The organism is Marinobacter denitrificans (assembly GCF_008795955.1).
Lineage (GTDB): Bacteria > Pseudomonadota > Gammaproteobacteria > Pseudomonadales > Oleiphilaceae > Marinobacter > Marinobacter denitrificans.
In genome coordinates, this window is the sequence record NZ_VMHN01000013.1 from 26944 (window position 1) to 43555 (window position 16612).

Genomic DNA, 16612 nt, shown 5'->3' on the forward strand with positions numbered 1-16612 from the left:
TTTTTCATACTCAATGCATGGACTTCCCGCCATCGACGTTAATCGTCTGGCCGGTTATGAAGTCGCTGGCGGGGGAGAGCAGGAAAAGGACCGTTCCAACCAGATCCTCAGGTGTCTGGGGCCGCTTCAGAGCGCGCTGCTGATTGTATTCGTCACTCAGGTAGCTGGTGCTTGAGGATGCCAGTTGGGTATCGCTTAGCGTCAGTCCTGGCATAACAACATTGACATTTATGCCGTCATCCCCGACTTCACGGGCCAAGGCCCTGGAAAAGCCGATAACACCCGCCTTCGCTGAGGTGTAATGAAGCCGGTTAGGCGTACCCTCAAGAACACGGCTGGATGAGACGTTGATGATCTTGCCGCACTTTTGAGCCTTCATGTGTGGATAAACCGCGCGACAAACCGTCAACAAACCGCGGAGATCAACAGCCATCACTCGGTCCCACTCTTCCGTGGGAATTTCAAGCCAGGAACGGCGAGGCAGAGAACTCATCAAAGATGCGTTATTCACAACACCATCAATTCGACCAAAGGCCTCCATGGTTTTCTTGGCCATGGCCGCGACACTTTCTTCATTGGAAATATCGGTAGTGACAGCAATGGCGTCACCGCCGGAGTCCCGCAATTCCGCGGCAGTCGTCTCCGCTTCCTCCCCATGAATATCCGCGATAACAACCTTCATACCAGCGTCCACGCACGATTTGGCATAAACCTTGCCAATCCCACGCCCCCCACCAGTGATGATCACTGTGCGTCCTTCAAGATCAAAAAGCTTATTAGAGCCCATTGAGCCACCCCCTATGATTGTCTTTATTGTGCGTAATCTGCTGGTCAATGCCCGCCTGACTCCTCAGAGCCATTAAAGCTACCAACCATGTTCTTTATTATTGAGATACTATTTTGTTTTGTGAAACCTGAGTCTAAAATTATACAAACGGCTTCAGGTGTCAACCATTAATTGGAAATCGGAAACAATAAATAGCTCAGAGGCGGGAGACGTATGAACAATTATTATTTTGTATTATTTTCATATGGTTTATGGCGGCACATCTTCTGTATTTACTCTATTAAATAACTATACATATCTCACTTTACTAAAGACTTATTACTTTTCGTGAATAAGTATTACAAGCACTTTATTCTATAGCTACATAGGGCCCCCGAGGAATACCCAAATTTCACCGTGCCTTGCGCAAGGACACACCTCACTTCGAGGCTTGACGTACACAACACCTGACGGTACCTTTCGACTATACCATAGTGAAATTATCTCTCGCTTAATGATAAAAACACAAAAATCAGGAACAGAAAATGGTTGCCGAAAACACGGGAAATACACCCTCTCGCCCCCTGCCACCGTCATCTGAAAAGCTGGAATGGGGCAGCGATGCCGTGGCCTGGACACTCAGGTCGTTACCAATCGACTTCATTGCGCTCAATCCCGGGGCCAGCTACCGAGGCCTCCACGACAGCCTGGTTAACGTTCTTGAGGATACAGCTCCGGAAATGCTGGTGTGTCTTCATGAAGAGCATGCCGTTGCCATGGCTCACGGCTACGCCAAGGTAACCGGACGACCCATGGCAGTCGCCCTTCACAGCAATGTCGGCCTGATGCATGGCAGTATGGCCATATACAATGCGTGGTGTGACCGCGCACCCATGCTGATCCTTGGCGCTAACGGACCGGTTGATGCAAACCTGAGACGCCCCTGGATTGACTGGATACACACCTCACAAGATCAGGCTGCCCTCATCCGTCCTTTCATCAAGTGGGATAATCAGCCCGCGTCGGTTGAAGCCGCTATGGAGTCCATTCTGAGAGCGTGGCAAGCGACCATCCGGCAGCCGCGGGGACCGGTATATATCTGCCTTGATGTAAGTTTGCAGGAAAAGGCACTTGATAAGCCGTTATCAACGCCCGATCCGACACGCTTCATGCCAGGCGAACCACCAGTGCCCTCAGCAAAAGAATTGGATACAGCGGCGAACATGATTCGTAAGGCCAGGAATCCCGTGATTCTTGCAGGCAGGGTTTCCCGGAGTTCCACGGACTGGGGTAAGCGGATAGAGTTAGCTGAAAAACTTGGCGCTACCGTGATGACCGACCTCAAAATCGCAGCTGCCTTCCCAACGGATCACCTCCTCCACCCTTTACCACCGGCATTCCGGCTCGATAACGCGGCCATCCAGCTATTATCCGGGGCTGATCTGATTATCAGCCTCGACTGGCTGGATCTTGGCGGAACGTTGTATACGGTTTGGCCCGATGGCAAGCCTTCGGCAAAGATTATCCACGCCTCGCTGGACGATTACGCCATGAATGGCTGGGCGATGAATCATCAGCGTATGGCTCCGGTGGATCTGACTCTCGACGGCACGCCAGAGAGTGCGGTGGATGGCCTGCTTGAACGAATCGAATCAACCGCAACGATCAAAGTGCAAAATGCTCACAAGCGGCCGGCAATGCCACAACAAACTGGTGCTTTCGATCTGCTGGCACTGGCAACCACACTGACGTCGACACTCAACGATCGGGAAGTCAGTTATCTGCGCCTGCCCCTTGGCTGGCCCTCCGCCACCAATACCTTTAAGCACCCACTGGATTATCTCGGTTATGACGGCGGTGCCGGTATCGGCTCAGGACCGGGAATGGTGATTGGCAGCGCACTGGGCCTCAAAGGCTCATCACGATTGCCAGTAGCGGTTCTGGGCGACGGTGACCTTATGATGGGTGCCAACGCCCTATGGACTGCCGCACGTTACGGAATTCCCGTGCTGATTATTGTTGCAAATAACCGCGGCTACTATAACGACGTCGCCCACCAGGAAGCCGTCGCTATCAACAGGAACCGTGACGTTGAGAACAAGTGGGTCGGCCAGCGACTAGATGACCCGGCAATCGACCTGGCCTCCATCGCCAGGGCCCAAGGTTTTCAGGCTGAAGGCCCCATCCTCGATGAACGTTCCTTTAAAACTGCTCTGGAAAAAGCCATTACCACCGTTGAAAACGGCCAGCCAGCGCTTCTCGATGTTGTCGTCAAGGCGGGCTACATGAGCGGCGTAGTTGATTTCAATAGTGATTCCCATTCAGACGACGGCAACTGAACAACTACTAATAATTAAAGGGAGCCACCCAAAATGACCAACCAAGACAAAACAATCACACATGAATTGGTACTGCCGCGAAATCGCGGCCTATACTACGGCGGTGCCTGGCACAAAGCGTCCCTTGGCCGCCGGATCCCGGTGACCAACCCGGCCGATGGCAGTAGCCTTGGTGACGTGGACGAAGCAACCGCCGAAGATATAAACCTCGCCGTGAAAGCAGCCCGCGTCGCACAACCGGCGTGGCGCGCCTTAGCGCCCACCCAGCGTGCGGCTGCCGTACGGAAGATGGCACAGAAGGTTCGTGACCACGCGGAAGAACTTGCGTTACTTGACGCCTTGGACTGCGGCAATCCTCGTTCCGCAATGGTTGGGGATATGCAGGTAGGTGCTCATCTGCTGGATTACTTTGCCGGGCTGGCCACGGAGCTTAAAGGCGAAACCATTCCAACGGCCGAGGGCCAACTGAATTATGTCGTGCGCCAGCCGCTGGGGGTGGTAGCACGCATTGTTCCATTCAATCACCCCGCGATGTTTGTCTGTGCAAAAATCGCAGCGCCTTTGATTGCAGGCAACAGCGTGATCATCAAACCAAGTGAACACACGCCATTGTCGGCGTTGAGACTGGCTGAGTTGTTTGATGGTTTACTACCCGCCGGGGTTCTCAACATCGTCAACGGTCAGATTGAAGCGGGAGCCTCACTCTCTGAACACGAGCACGTGGACAATATCAGCCTGGTGGGAAGTATTCCAACCGGCAAAGCCGTCTGTCGTGCCGCCGCCAATACCCTGAAAAGCACACTGATGGAACTCGGTGGCAAGAACGCCATGGTGGTGTTTCCCGATGCCGATCCGAACAAGGCAGCGACCAGCGCAGTCCACGGTATGAACTTTGGTTGGACCGCCGGCCAATCCTGTGGATCCACCAGTCGTCTCTTCCTCCACGACAGCATTTACGAAGACGTTCTTGAACGGATTATCGAACAAACCAATGCGATCAAACCGGGGCTCCCCGACAAAGTGGAAACAGAAATGGGCTGCCTGTCCAGTAAAGCTCAGTTTGACAAGGTCATGGAGTACATAAATATTGGCAAATCCGAGGGTGCGCGTTTGGTAAGCGGGGGCACCCGGCCCGAGGAGCCAGAGCTGGCCAATGGCTACTTCGTTCGACCAACCGTGTTCGCCGACGTAACTCGGGATATGCGTATAGCTCGCGAGGAAATATTCGGGCCTGTACTTTCTGTTATCCGCTGGTCGGACGAACAGACCGTTCTCGATATGGTCAATGAGCTGGAGTTCGGCCTGACTGCATCAGTATGGACCAGAGACCTTGCGAGTGCTCACAGAGCAGCCAACATGCTCAACGTTGGGTACGTGTGGATAAACGGCTCCAGTGCTCACATACCCGGTGCTCCTTTTGGTGGCACGAAACAATCCGGACTCGGGCGTGAAGAGTGCCTTGAAGAGCTTTTCACATTCACCCAGGCAAAAAATGTCAACGTCACCCTGGAGCCCTGACATGACAGCTACTCTTGAAGTAAGGAATGTCTCGAAAACGTTTGAGTCCGATAACGGGGATCGGATCCAGGCACTGGCACCCGCCAATCTTGGGGTTAAGCAAGGTGAGTTTCTTTCAATCATTGGCCCCAGCGGTTGTGGGAAATCTACTCTCTTTAACATAATCGGCGGCATGATACCGCCGGATTCCGGAGAGGTTATTGTAAATGGCGTATCTGTCTCCGGTCCCCATAAGGACATTGGCATGGTGTTTCAGGAAGAATCCACTTTTCCCTGGCGCACGGTGCTCGACAATGTCGCTTTCTCCCTCGAAGTTGCTGGGATGGAGAAAAAAGAGCGACTGGAAAAAGCTCGCCACTTTGTGGAACTGGTTGGTTTAACCGGATTTGAGCACCATTTCCCCCACCAACTGTCTGGAGGCATGCGCCAACGCACTGCCATTGCACGCACCCTGGCCTCGGAACCACGTATTCTGTTAATGGACGAACCTTTCGGGGCACTGGATGAGCAAACGCGGCTGTTGCTTGGGGACAAGCTACTTAAGATCTGCGATGCACTAAAGCAGACCACAATGCTCATTACTCACAATATTACTGAGGCTGTACAACTTAGTGACAGAGTGGCGGTCATGTCTTACCGCCCAGGCACCATCATGCGAACTATCGACATTGAACTACCGCGACCGCGAGATTCAGAACTTATTTCTACTGACAAATTTGCCGGCTACGTTGGGCGAATCTGGGAAGATCTGCGCATGGAGGCGGACAGAGGAATGAAAGCCGCCGGTGAAGCGTGAAGCCACCGGAATACTTTGTAACAAAAACAAAAGCATTAAGGAGAACAATCTGATGAAACGCAAGCTGTGTAAATATGTGCTCATCCCTGTGGTAGCTACCATGCTGTCACTAAGCGCTGTTGCCCAGGAAATGGACAAAGTTTCTGTCGCTATCGGCCAAAGAGGACTGTGGGACACGCTGGTGGTGCACCAGGGCGTTGAAGAAGGCATCTTTGCCGAAGAGAACCTTTCTGTTGATATGACCTGGACCAAAGGTGGCGCTGAAACACTTCAGGCGGTCACAACCCGAAGCGTTGACATGGGCTTTGTTAACGGCATGCTCGGTATTCTCGGAGCTTATCAGCGCGGCGCTCCGGTGCGGATCATCGGGGCGGAAATGACAGGTGCCGGCGATCTGTTCTGGTATGCAAAAAGTGACAGTGACCTGAAGAGCCTCGCCGATGCGGAAGGCGCAACTGTGGGCTATTCCCGCCCCGGTGCATCCTCCCACCTGGTTTTGCTGAACCTCTTGGCGAAAGCCGGGGTAGACGCAGAAACTGTTTCTGCAGGCGGTATTTCAGACAATCGCACCCAAGTGATGTCCGGTCAACTCGATGCTGGCTGGTCAGTACCTCCTTTCAATCTCGATCTGATCGCCGCGGGTGACCTGAGAATTATTGCAAAGGGAGGCGACCTGCCGGAACTGGCTGAACAGACTGTACGGGCCAACATTTCCAATACAACCTTCCTCACTGAGCGTCGTGACGTTGCCAAACGTTTTATGCGTGCGTATATGAAAACTGTGGACTGGATGTATGACAATAAGGATAAAGCGATTGAGCGCTTTGCCGCATTTAACAACATTGACCTGGAAATTGCGAAAGATGCTGCCGCGTTCTATCCCAAGGAGGCGTTGCTGTCTGTACCTGTGAAAGGATTGGATAAGACCATACAGGAAGCCATCGAACACGACGCCCTCCGGGAGCCTCTGAGCCAGGAGCAGATTGACGAGTTGCTGGATTATGTGTATGACCCACGCTGAGCCCCATCAAAAGCAGCGTCTGGCGTTTGCCCTTTGGGGGCCAAGGACAGCAAGCCTTCTGGTTCTGCTGTTTCTGGGCCTGATTCTCGAGGTGCTGGTTGCCTCGGGAATCGCGGACCCCTCCATTGTTGCAGCACCTTCAGAAATGCTGATGTCACTAGAGCGGCTTTTCACAAAGGACAATCTCGGCGCTGCTTTTCTGATTACTCTGGCACAGGCGCTGTCAGCCACTTTTCTGGCGATGCTCATCGGCTTGCCTTTGGGCTGGACACTGTTTCGCTATGAGGTACTGGGCCGGGCTTACCGGGGCTGGCTCGCTGCGATGTTTGCCGCCCCCCTGGTACTTCTGTACCCGCTGTTTCTGGTAATCATCGGGCGGAATTATGGCACAACAATCACCATGGGCGTGATCACCGGATCAATCCCGGTCGCTTTGTACACTTGTGAAGCGCTTCACAAGGTCTCCCCCACACTGCTGAAAGTGGGAGCAGCGTTCAACCTGACGGCAAGGCAGACATTTACCTTAATACAGGTTCCCGCCGCCGTCCCCGATGCCTTCACCGGCATCAGGCTGGGGTTGATCTATTCACTCGTCAATATAATCGGGATTGAATTCCTGATCGATTTCGGTGGACTTGGTCGGGTCGTATCAACCATGTTTTTCCGCTACGACATTCCGGGAATGTACGCTGCAATCTTCTTTATCATTCTCATAAGTCTGCTCTTTCTGACAGTGCTTAAAAAGGTAGAACGATGGCTCAGACCAGTATGAATTCAGGATTACGCAGGCAAGTCCTCACCCTTCAGGTACTAACCCCCGCGGTAGTGGTCATCCTTTGGGAACTTATTGCACGATCAGGCATACTCTATGAAGGGGTCGTACCCACCATTCTCGAGGTGGCCAGCGCATTCTGGAATGAATTGAGCAGCCCGGAACTATACCACCACTTTGGCGTTACATTGATGGAGCTGTTCGGTGGTTTTACGATTGCTACCCTCGTTGGTGTCGTAACCGGTATTGCGCTCGGTAGTCGACCGTTCGTGTCGTCCGTCGCGGACCCATTTCTTTCATCGTTGGCAACAACCCCTAAAATTATCTTCCTGCCAGTGGTCATGTTAATTTTTGGTATTGGTCCGGAGTCAAAGGTTGCTCTTGGAGCATTGGGAGGATTTTTCCCAATTGCCCTGAGCACAATGTCGGGAACCCTCAACGTGCGCCCGGTGCTGGTCAACGTAGGTAAAGCACTAAACCTCACACGCTGGCAAATGCTTATAAAGATTTATCTTCCTTCACTGGTAGGGCCGATTATCAGGGGGATGCGACTTGGATTGGGCGTTACAATCATTGCCATACTGCTTGGCGAAATCAAATTATCCAATGCTGGTCTGGGCTTCCTTGCGATTGAGTATTACAACACTTTCCATATTGCCAGCATGTATTCGATTCTGATTATCATTTTTCTCACGGCCCTGAGTATCAACGCTGTGATGAGCTATATAAGCCAGCGCTTTGATCGGGCGTGAGCATTTGAAATATTGAACCAGAGGAAAACAGCATGAGCGATTCCAGCGAAGCCACGTGGGGGCGCAGAATGGGTTTTGGCAAACACCCTGCCCTTCTGATAGTTGATCTGACCCGCGCATTCACTGAAGAAGGAAGACCTCTGGGCTCTTCTATGCCAGCCACTCTGGAAGCAGCCAACACCTTACTGGATAGCGCCCACAAGTCAAAAATCCCCGTTATTTTTACAACCGTAAGCTACGATTCGGACACAATGCAGGATGCGGGTATCTGGGTCACCAAAATCGGGGGCCTTGAAGATTTAAAAGCCGACAGCAACGGTGTTGATATCTCACCGCAATTACACCGTGACCCCAGGGATGGCTTGCTGATCAAAAAATACGCGTCCTGTTTCTTTGGTACCGACCTGGTAAGCAGGTTACTCGCCACAGGATGCGACACACTGATTCTGGCTGGATGCTCTACCAGTGGCTGTATCAGAGCGACTGCGGTAGATGCAATTCAGTACGGGTTTCGGCCCATCGTCGTAGAGGACGCCGTGGCAGACCGCTGGCCAGAGGCTCACCGACAATCACTGAGTGATTTGCAAGCAAAATACGCCGATGTATTGCCGCTCAGGGAAGTGCTCGCGCATTTGGAAAAGCCACTCAACACTTGACCAACGAGCACTAAGGGACTGAGAGATCCGGTTTTATGGCGCGATACGACAAGCAGATCGGAATTGTCGGGGCAGGAGGTATTGGCAGCTTTTACGCGGCGAAACTGATAAATGCAGGACATCGCTGCGTGGTGGTGGCCCGTGGCAAGCGCCTCGGCCAGCTGCTTGAGTCAGGCCTCCGAGTATCCCACAATAAGCAATTTAATAAAGTACCTTGTCAGACCGCCTGTGACCTGAGTCAACTGTTTGAACACTATACCCCCAGGCAGTTTCATGCTCTTGCTCTTTGCACAAAGTCCTCTGCGACGAAAGAACTCGCCGGTGCCATTGCCGTATGGTTCGCCCACTGTAACGCCGTTTGCCCGATCATCTCTTTGCAGAATGGCATGGATAATGAACGTACCCTGGCCGATGCACTTCCCAAAGATTCTGTGTTCGGGGGATTAGCGGTAAAAATCGGTGCCCACCTGATGTCCGATGGTTCTGTCGACGCAAAGGGACCGGGAGAACTGATAATCGGCCCCTGGCCCAAAGGCTCACCAGATTTGGTACCGTCTAAGGTATCCACAGCCTTTGAGCAGTCAGGCATTCCCATCAGACTCAGCAATAATATTCAGAGGGAGTTGTGGCTTAAGCTCGCCATCAATAATGGTGTCAATCCCCTGTCTGCACTGACAGGCCTGGATACCCGCAGCCTGAGCCGGGAGCCCCCCTTTGCCCCGATTGTTTACAGTCTGATGCAGGAAGTTGCAGTAGCGGCAAGCGCAGACGAAGTACTGCTTACCCGTCAGGATATAGACGATATGTACTACCTGATCCGCAGTTTTGATGCGATCAAGACATCCATGCTGGTTGACCATGAACAGGGCCGGACCCTCGAACTTGACGCCATCTGCGGCGCAGTGGTGGCTCGCCACCAGCAAATGGGGATCGATGCACCCTATACCCGTTTGGTCTATGCTCTTCTGAGCCAGATCCCCGGCCAAGGTCAACATTGACGAATCCGACTGCCAACTCTGAATAAGGACACGGGGATCTTGCAAGCCGATCAAAAAAAATATCCCGATGGGCTTCCTTTACCTCAACGCCACTGGGCGACATTCACCCTTGGCCTGGCAGTGGCCATTGCCGTTCTGGAAAGCACCACCGTAAGCGTCGCCCTACCCATTATAGCCCGCGATCTGGGAGCAACTCCGGCAAGCTCGGTGTGGATAGTGAACTCTTATCAGTTGGCAGTGATGATGGGCCTGCTACCATTCGCCTCATTGGGCGAAATTATTGGCTATCGACGGGTCTTCAATATAGGCCTGGTGGTATTCACCCTCGCCACTTTCGTCTGCGCAATCGCTGATTCACTGTCGCTTCTAATCGCCGCACGCGTGGTGCAGGGTTTTGGTGGCGCCGGTATCATGAGTGTCGTTGCGGCATTGGTCCGTTTTACTCAGCCCCGCCACCGCCTCGGTCGCGGCATTGCCATGAATGCCCTGGTCACAGGCGGAGCCGCCGCGTCAGGCCCCACAATAGCCGGCGCTATTCTCCTGGTTGCGGACTGGCCCTGGCTGTTCGCATTGAACGTGCCATTGGGACTTGTTGCGTTAGTGATTGGCATCAAGACACTTCCAAACACACCACGCTCACCTCATCGGTTCGATACTATCAGCGCCCTCCTGAGCGCCCTCACCTTCGGCTTCCTTATTACCGGACTCGACGGCCTGGGCAGCAACGAGAATCCGAGCTTGGTCCTGCTGAAACTTGCGTTCACCGGTTTACTGGGCTATGTCCTTATACGTAGGCAGTTGTCTTTGCCAGCACCTTTACTGCCAGTGGATCTGTTGCGGATTCCGGTGTTTGCACTCTCCGTAGGGACATCTGTGTGTGCTTTCGCCGCATCAATGGTGGTCTTCGTATCCTTTCCATTCTATCTACAGGATGTTCTGCACAGGACGCCCGTAGAAACCGGGCTACTTATTACCGCGTGGCCCTTCATGTTGATGGTTGCAGCGCCTTTCGTCGGACATTTAGCCGACCGTTATCCGGCAGGAGTGCTTGGCAGCATAGGCCTGCTGTTGCTAACTCTAGGGCTAAGTCTGCTGGCATTATTACCTACGGACCCTGGCGACATCGATATTGCCTGGCGCATGGGGATCTGCGGACTCGGTTTCGCGCTTTTCCAGTCGCCCAACAATCGCGTCCTTATCAATACGGCCCCCGAGAACCGGACCGGGGGCGCCAGCGGTATGTTGGGAACGGCACGCCTGCTGGGCCAGACCTTGGGTGCAGTAACCGTCGCGCTCATTTTCAATATCGACACCACAACCGGAAACGGGGTTCCATTTATAGTTGCAGCAGGGTTTGCGGCCATTGCTGCTGGCCTCAGTGGCCTTCGACTAATGACCCAGGCCAGTAATGCACCCCGGTAATAGCCTCGTATCCTGAGCTCTATCGCAATAAAACAGGTTTCATAAATTTAGTGTGCGCACCAGGGCGATATAGTCCTCGACGGCAGTATCGGTCGTATACCGTGGCTGGAATCCCAATTCTTCCTTCGCACGGGTGATGTCGAAAATAGCGTACATTTGCCGACCCAAATTGAGGTAGTCGAGGCCATCGCCGATCTGAATCCGCGCCTCTGGAATAACCTTCGTCACACTTTCAGCGAAATCGCGCAACGAACGGCCTTCACCAGAGCCAATGTGAAAAATACGGTGTTGTACATTCTCTACTTGTGAAGCCAGAATCAGGGCATGGGCTGTATCACGATTGTAAATAAAATCGTTCTTTTGCTGCCCTCCTCGTGGAATATGCACCGGCTCACCTCGCAGCGGTTTCTCCACGATCTGACTCACCACCGCCAACGGCCCATGGTGGTCAGTTTTACCCGGACTGAAGGTGCTGCCAAATCGCAATGCAATGATATCCAGACCCAAGTCTTCCACATACTTCATCATCAAGTGTTCACAAAACAGCTTCGTGGAATCGTACAGTTTCTTTGGGTCCGTGGAGCGTACCTGTGGGTAATCCTCCGTAATCGGTTGGTAATGAGGATGACTCGCGGCTTCGTCCATCTCGGAGTATACCGCCCGCGAACTACACCAGACGACGCGCGTAATCTGTTTATGTGCCCGCGCGAGCTCAAAGATATTCATAGCTGCCAGTATGTTCACCTGGATGCTGCGTACCACATCCCGGCCTAGCTCAGGATCGATGTAAGCCGCCGTGTGGATGATCCGGTCCACTTTTTTCTGCCGGATAACATCCTCCAGGTTACTTTGATCCAGCAAATCACCACGAACGATATCCACGCTCGTCAGCAAGTCTGAAAGAAGGCGGGGCGAGGCCGCAGGGAGGTCGAAAAGAACCGGCCTCTCTCCCGCTGCTACCATTTCCCGCGCCACCATTGAGCCGATGACGCCCAGGCCCCCAGTTACCAGCGTTGTCATGTTGCCTCCCATCAATGAAAATCTATGTTTCGGATGACCATTCCTGTCATCCACCAACTCCCAACCTGGCTGTTGATTTACGAATAAATCTTACCAATTCCGACCAGCACTGCTTGAGCCAAATCAGCGGAATTGGCGCGCTGATCAAAGATCAGGTGTAAAGCGTCGACTCTGCAAACAGAGCGTCCACTGATATAGGCGCAGAAATAAGCCCCTGGTCCTGGGAATAGGTCAAAAACCGCTCAATATTCGAACGATTGGCAGCGAGCCCAATCGGCCACGGATCCCCTTGGAGGGCGTCGCGCTCGGTCTCCCAATAGCGGCGCCCCCAAAACAATTTTGACCAATTCGGGTCATTATAGTAGTTATCCGATATCGTCTGAGCGCTGTGGAAAGCATTCATCAGTACATCGCACACCCACGGGTGTCGTTCCGCCAGCGTCTGGCGAATAGCAATAACATGCATTATCGGGCAGTAGCCGTGTTTGTGATAATAGGAGAGCTCCAGCTCGGCTGCATCCTCAGCCAATCGCCGCACAGGTACCTGACCAGACGTTATTGACTTTGGTGGATGGGGATGGATGAACGCGTCAATCTCCCCTTTCTCCAGCAGCTTCCCAAGATCGGATCCCTCTTTCAGCTGGCGAATGACAGTGCCTTTCTTGGGCTCGAACTCGATCTTTTCTTTTGTCAACACGTGCCATTCCATCGACTCCCAGGGCACGCCGTACTCGAACTTCAAATCTCCCTTGGCAAGAACCGATAGGGTTGTCTGAAAGGAGTTCAGACCCACGCGCTTTCCTCGTAGATCGGAAAGGCTGCGAAGAGCCGAATCCCGGCGCACGTACCACAGCCCGACGCTGAACAGGCGCCGTGGAAACACAGGGATACCGACGATTGGCAGGCCCCGCTTCTTCGCCATGATAAAACTGGAAAAAGAGAATTCGCAGACGTCGAACTCTTCATCGTAGATCATACGTTCATGACGAAACTCTCCATCACGCAGCGGTACCGTCTGTCCAACTTGATATACGTCTAGAGAGACCGAATCCGGCGTCTGTACCGTTTCATCAAAAAACGGGAAAAACCGGTCGTACCTGTCGATAGCGAGGGAAAGTCGTAGTGTCATGGGCTGCAAACCTCCGGAGCTGGCTGAATCGTTAATCATCATGGTGACAGTATGGTTGGCAGGTAAATACCCGCCTCAAGCAGTGACTTCGCTCTTCGATGCTCTTCAATATAGTCGCCCGGGCACCATTAAGCTAAGCCAATTACTGAGATGGATGGGGGTTAGGCATAAGCAAGATTGATACCCAGCATCAGAAGTACTGAATAGAGTCTATGGAGAAGCAGTGCTAGGTTAAGTTTAAGGAATAGATATATTCCATCCAATGATAAATACAATAAACGCATTAGCAAGCGCTAACGCGATAGGAGAACTTCCTGATGGGTAATAATATAACAAAGCAGCTTTTTCTACGCGGCGCAATCCTCGCCCTATCAATCTTCAGCATGAGCCAATGGGCAATGGCCCAAGAAGAAGACGATAAGTTTTCCCTCACCGTCACCGGTGCCGGAGTCCAAGGATATTACAAGGTAGTCTACGAAACCTTTAACGGCATTCTTCGGGATGAATATCCTGAGGCCTCCGTGACCTTTAGGCCTTCTTCTCCGGCGGGAGGCCTCGTGTTTATCGCTGACGGAAAAGCAGACCTCAGCTTGGCAGCAGGTGCGCCTGAGATCCAATATGCGATCGAAGGCAATCCGCCTTATCCGCGGTCTCTAAAGGGTGATTTGCGGTCAGTTATGCAGTTGTTCAACACGCAGACCTTCCATTTCGTGCTTAACAAGGACGTTGCTGATGAGTACGGGGTGTACAGCTTCGCAGACATTGCTAAGAAAAAACCACCGCTGACTATCGCTATCAATCGTCAAGGAAACCTCCAAGTCGTCGACGTCGCAAAAGATATCTTTGAGGCGCATGGATTTTCAATCGAGGATCTTCAGTCCTGGGGTGGCCAGGTCAGTTGGGTGGCGAGCGGTACCGGACTTGAACAACTTCAAGATCGCAAGGCGGACATGTTTATGAATGTGCGTTTCGTTCCCGATGCTCGTGTTAATGAGATTGTTCGCTCCCAAGATCTCGTCTGGGTCGAGGCAGACCAGGATGCGCTGGAGAGCGTTGCCGACAAGTGGGGCTATGAAGTCATAACCATAGACCAGTCCAATTACCCCGAGTTGATGGATACCAGTCAGCCGACCATAACTCAATGGAGCGCCTTGCTAGCCGGCCCCCATGTGCCCGATGCGGTGGTTTATAAGTTCATCAAGGCACTGGTTGACAACAAGAAGCGCGTCCAGCAGGTGCACCCATCCTTAAAGGCATTTTCTGCTGAAGAAGCAGTCAAGATCGTCAATCTTGATGTGCCGCTACATCCCGGCGCCGAGCGCTTCTATCGCGAACTCGATTTGTTGGAACAGGGCAAAACGCGCTAACAGTGCCTGTCGGTTAAGGTGGTTAGCATCAACCACCTTAACCTTTAGCAACAATTCAAACCGGAGATTGCTATGGCCTCTCGCCTCCAAAAGTTCTCGCGGCTCCTGGACCTGGTGGGGGAAGGGAATCGCCTAGAAATACGCGGCGCGCAAAAGCTTCTGATCCAGGCCGCGTCAGTACTACTAACCGGTTATATGCTCTGGTTTGCCCTGTTGGGCCGCATCGATGTTCATGTGCAGGGGGCGATTTTTCTGGGCGTTATGCTCCCGGTAACTTTTCTTTCGATAACGCTGAATGGTCGCGTACAACGCCAGATCTGGCTGGACTACGTGCTTGCAGGGCTGTCAGTGGTTGTGTGCGCCTATTTTATCTATAACCGAGAGTTCTATATTAACTTTTTTGAAGGCCTTACACCCATCCCGCCTATGGAACTGGCTGCAGGCATCGCCCTGACCATGCTGACATTCGAAGCTTGCCGCCGCGCTATTGGCATCGGATTAACCAGTGTACTGGCTGTGCTCCTGCTATTTGTGCCGTTGGGCCCGCTGTTGTCCGGACTGCTTCATCACGCTGCCATTCCGCTGGACTACTTCGTGACCATGCAAACGGTCACCACTAACGGCATCTTTGGCGCGCCGTTGCAGGTGGCAGCGGGTTACGCTTTTCTCTTCGTCTTGTTCGGAACGTTCTTTCATTTTTCTGGGGGAGGACAGCTTCTGTTTGAGGTGTCGGCAGCCCTTACCGGCAGGATGATTGGCGGTCCTTCAAAAGCTTGTGTTGTGTCCAGCGGCCTGTATGGGTCTCTCTCCGGAAGCCCTGTCGCCGACGTTTCGACCACCGGCCCGGTAACTATACCCCTGATGAAACGGGCCGGATCGACCAGTGTACGTGCCGCAGCTACGGAAGCCGCTGCCTCCAGCGGTGGTGCCTTTCTGCCGCCGGTGATGGGCGCCGTCGCCTTCCTTATGGTGGAATACACGGGTATACCCTATCGCGACATACTCGTGTCTGCGCTTATGGTGGGAATCCTCTATTACGGGAGTTTGTTCCTGGCGGTGCACCTTGAGGCAAAACGCGAGGGTGAAGGTGTGCTCGACGCCGAGCACCTCATCTCTCTGAGCCGTGCTTTGAGGCGGAACTGGCACAGCCTGATTCCGCTGGCAGTGCTCATCTACTTCCTTCTGGCCGGTTACTCGCCAATATACGTAGCCGCTGTCGCCACTGGATGCACCTTAATAACAAGCTGGTTTGGTCCTAGCCACATTGGCCCCAAGCGCTTTGTTGATGCCTGCACTGAGACAGTGTTGCGTATGAGCAGTCTGACTGCTGCGGTGGCTGCCGCCGGGATCGTCATGGGAACTATCGCTCTCACCGGCTTAGAGGGCAAGTTCACACTGCTTTTGATGGGCCTTAGTGGCGGACTGTTGATCCCGACTCTGATTCTGGCAGCAATTGTGCTGGTACTGCTTGGCATGGGAATGCCAACGCCGGCAGTGTACGTCATGGGCGTCGCCCTGCTGGCGCCCCTGCTAACGGGCGCCTTCGAGCTACCGCTGTTGGAGAGCCATCTATTTTTGCTCTACTTCTCATGCATGTCGGCCATAACCCCGCCGGTGGCGGTGGCGTGTTTCGCTGCCGGTGCCATTGCCGACGCCCGACCGATGGCGGTGGCGGTACACGCCAGCCGATTAGCTATCGTCGGCTTCGTGCTGCCTTTCTATCTCATTTTCCATCCAGGGGTAGTGCTCGCGGCACCGTGGGCCGGCATCTTGCTCGACTTCGTATTGGGCATGGTTTTGGTCGCGGCCGTAACCACGGCGACGATCGGATTCACTGATCGGAGACTCGGCCTTGTATACCGGCTTTCTTTAATGGTTGCGGCCGTGGGCATCTTTTCTCCTGAACTATGGGTAACTCTGCCCGCCGCAGCGCTGGCTTTAGTGCTGCTGGGCCAGGAATTCCTGCCGGAGAAATTCCTGCCGGAGATATGTGTAAGCCGTCGGGCCGGGTCCGCCGTTCCGGCAAAACGTTGAACTTAACTGATCGAGGAAGAGA

At 53.3% G+C, this 16612-nt stretch carries 14 protein-coding genes; 11 read left to right on the plus strand and 3 right to left on the minus strand.

Annotated features, from left to right (window positions below):
* Positions 1–10: 10 nt before the first annotated feature.
* On the minus strand, positions 11–787 hold the full coding sequence (locus FO268_RS21530; RefSeq protein WP_150995263.1) for an SDR family NAD(P)-dependent oxidoreductase: 777 nt from the start codon (positions 785–787) through the stop codon (positions 11–13).
* Between the two features lie 524 nt (positions 788–1311).
* Here FO268_RS21530 and FO268_RS21535 point away from each other — a divergent pair.
* The 9 genes from FO268_RS21535 to FO268_RS21575 are packed head-to-tail and all read left to right on the plus strand — an operon-like array spanning position 1312 to position 11040.
* A complete protein-coding gene (locus tag FO268_RS21535) occupies positions 1312–3105 on the plus strand; it encodes a thiamine pyrophosphate-binding protein (RefSeq protein WP_150995264.1) in 1794 nt (597 codons plus the stop codon).
* Positions 3106–3138: 33 nt separating this feature from the next.
* Entirely contained in the window at positions 3139–4623 is a 1485-nt protein-coding gene (locus tag FO268_RS21540) for an aldehyde dehydrogenase family protein (RefSeq protein WP_150995265.1), read from the plus strand.
* 1 nt (position 4624) lies between these two features.
* Positions 4625–5419 carry an ABC transporter ATP-binding protein gene (locus FO268_RS21545; protein ID WP_199447422.1) on the plus strand — a complete coding sequence of 265 codons (795 nt, stop codon included), beginning with the start codon at positions 4625–4627 and terminating at the stop codon, positions 5417–5419.
* Positions 5409–6440: an ABC transporter substrate-binding protein gene (locus tag FO268_RS21550; RefSeq protein WP_150995267.1), complete on the plus strand. Its 1032-nt coding sequence runs from the start codon at positions 5409–5411 to the stop codon at positions 6438–6440. The genes FO268_RS21545 and FO268_RS21550 overlap by 11 nt, the downstream gene beginning before the upstream one ends.
* Positions 6427–7212, plus strand: a complete 786-nt coding sequence (locus FO268_RS21555) for an ABC transporter permease (RefSeq protein WP_191967022.1) — start codon at positions 6427–6429, stop codon at positions 7210–7212. The genes FO268_RS21550 and FO268_RS21555 overlap by 14 nt, the downstream gene beginning before the upstream one ends.
* Positions 7194–7964: an ABC transporter permease gene (locus tag FO268_RS21560; RefSeq protein ID WP_150995269.1), complete on the plus strand. Its 771-nt coding sequence runs from the start codon at positions 7194–7196 to the stop codon at positions 7962–7964. Before FO268_RS21555 ends, FO268_RS21560 begins: the two co-directional genes overlap by 19 nt.
* Positions 7965–7996: 32 nt before the next feature.
* Entirely contained in the window at positions 7997–8620 is a 624-nt protein-coding gene (locus tag FO268_RS21565; protein ID WP_150995270.1) for an isochorismatase family protein, read from the plus strand.
* A 35-nt stretch (positions 8621–8655) separates the two neighbouring features.
* Positions 8656–9618, plus strand: a complete 963-nt coding sequence (locus FO268_RS21570; RefSeq protein WP_150995271.1) for a ketopantoate reductase family protein — start codon at positions 8656–8658, stop codon at positions 9616–9618.
* 39 nt (positions 9619–9657) lie between these two features.
* Positions 9658–11040, plus strand: a complete 1383-nt coding sequence (locus FO268_RS21575; RefSeq protein ID WP_150995272.1) for an MFS transporter — start codon at positions 9658–9660, stop codon at positions 11038–11040.
* Between the two features lie 39 nt (positions 11041–11079).
* Here FO268_RS21575 and FO268_RS21580 read toward each other — a convergent pair whose 3' ends face one another.
* Together FO268_RS21580 and FO268_RS21585 are read right to left on the minus strand one after the other, a co-directional pair.
* Positions 11080–12060, minus strand: a complete 981-nt coding sequence (locus FO268_RS21580) for an NAD-dependent epimerase/dehydratase family protein (protein ID WP_191967023.1) — start codon at positions 12058–12060, stop codon at positions 11080–11082.
* Positions 12061–12211: 151 nt separating this feature from the next.
* Positions 12212–13189, minus strand: coding sequence for a substrate-binding domain-containing protein (locus tag FO268_RS21585; RefSeq protein ID WP_150995274.1), 978 nt, complete (start codon positions 13187–13189; stop codon positions 12212–12214).
* Positions 13190–13506: 317 nt separating this feature from the next.
* Here FO268_RS21585 and FO268_RS21590 point away from each other — a divergent pair, with 317 nt between their 5' ends.
* On the plus strand, positions 13507–14556 hold the full coding sequence (locus tag FO268_RS21590; protein ID WP_150995275.1) for a TAXI family TRAP transporter solute-binding subunit: 1050 nt from the start codon (positions 13507–13509) through the stop codon (positions 14554–14556).
* A gap of 72 nt (positions 14557–14628) precedes the next feature.
* Positions 14629–16590 (plus strand): TRAP transporter permease, encoded by a 1962-nt coding sequence (locus FO268_RS21595; protein WP_150995276.1) that lies wholly within the window; start codon positions 14629–14631, stop codon positions 16588–16590.
* Positions 16591–16612 lie beyond the last annotated feature (22 nt).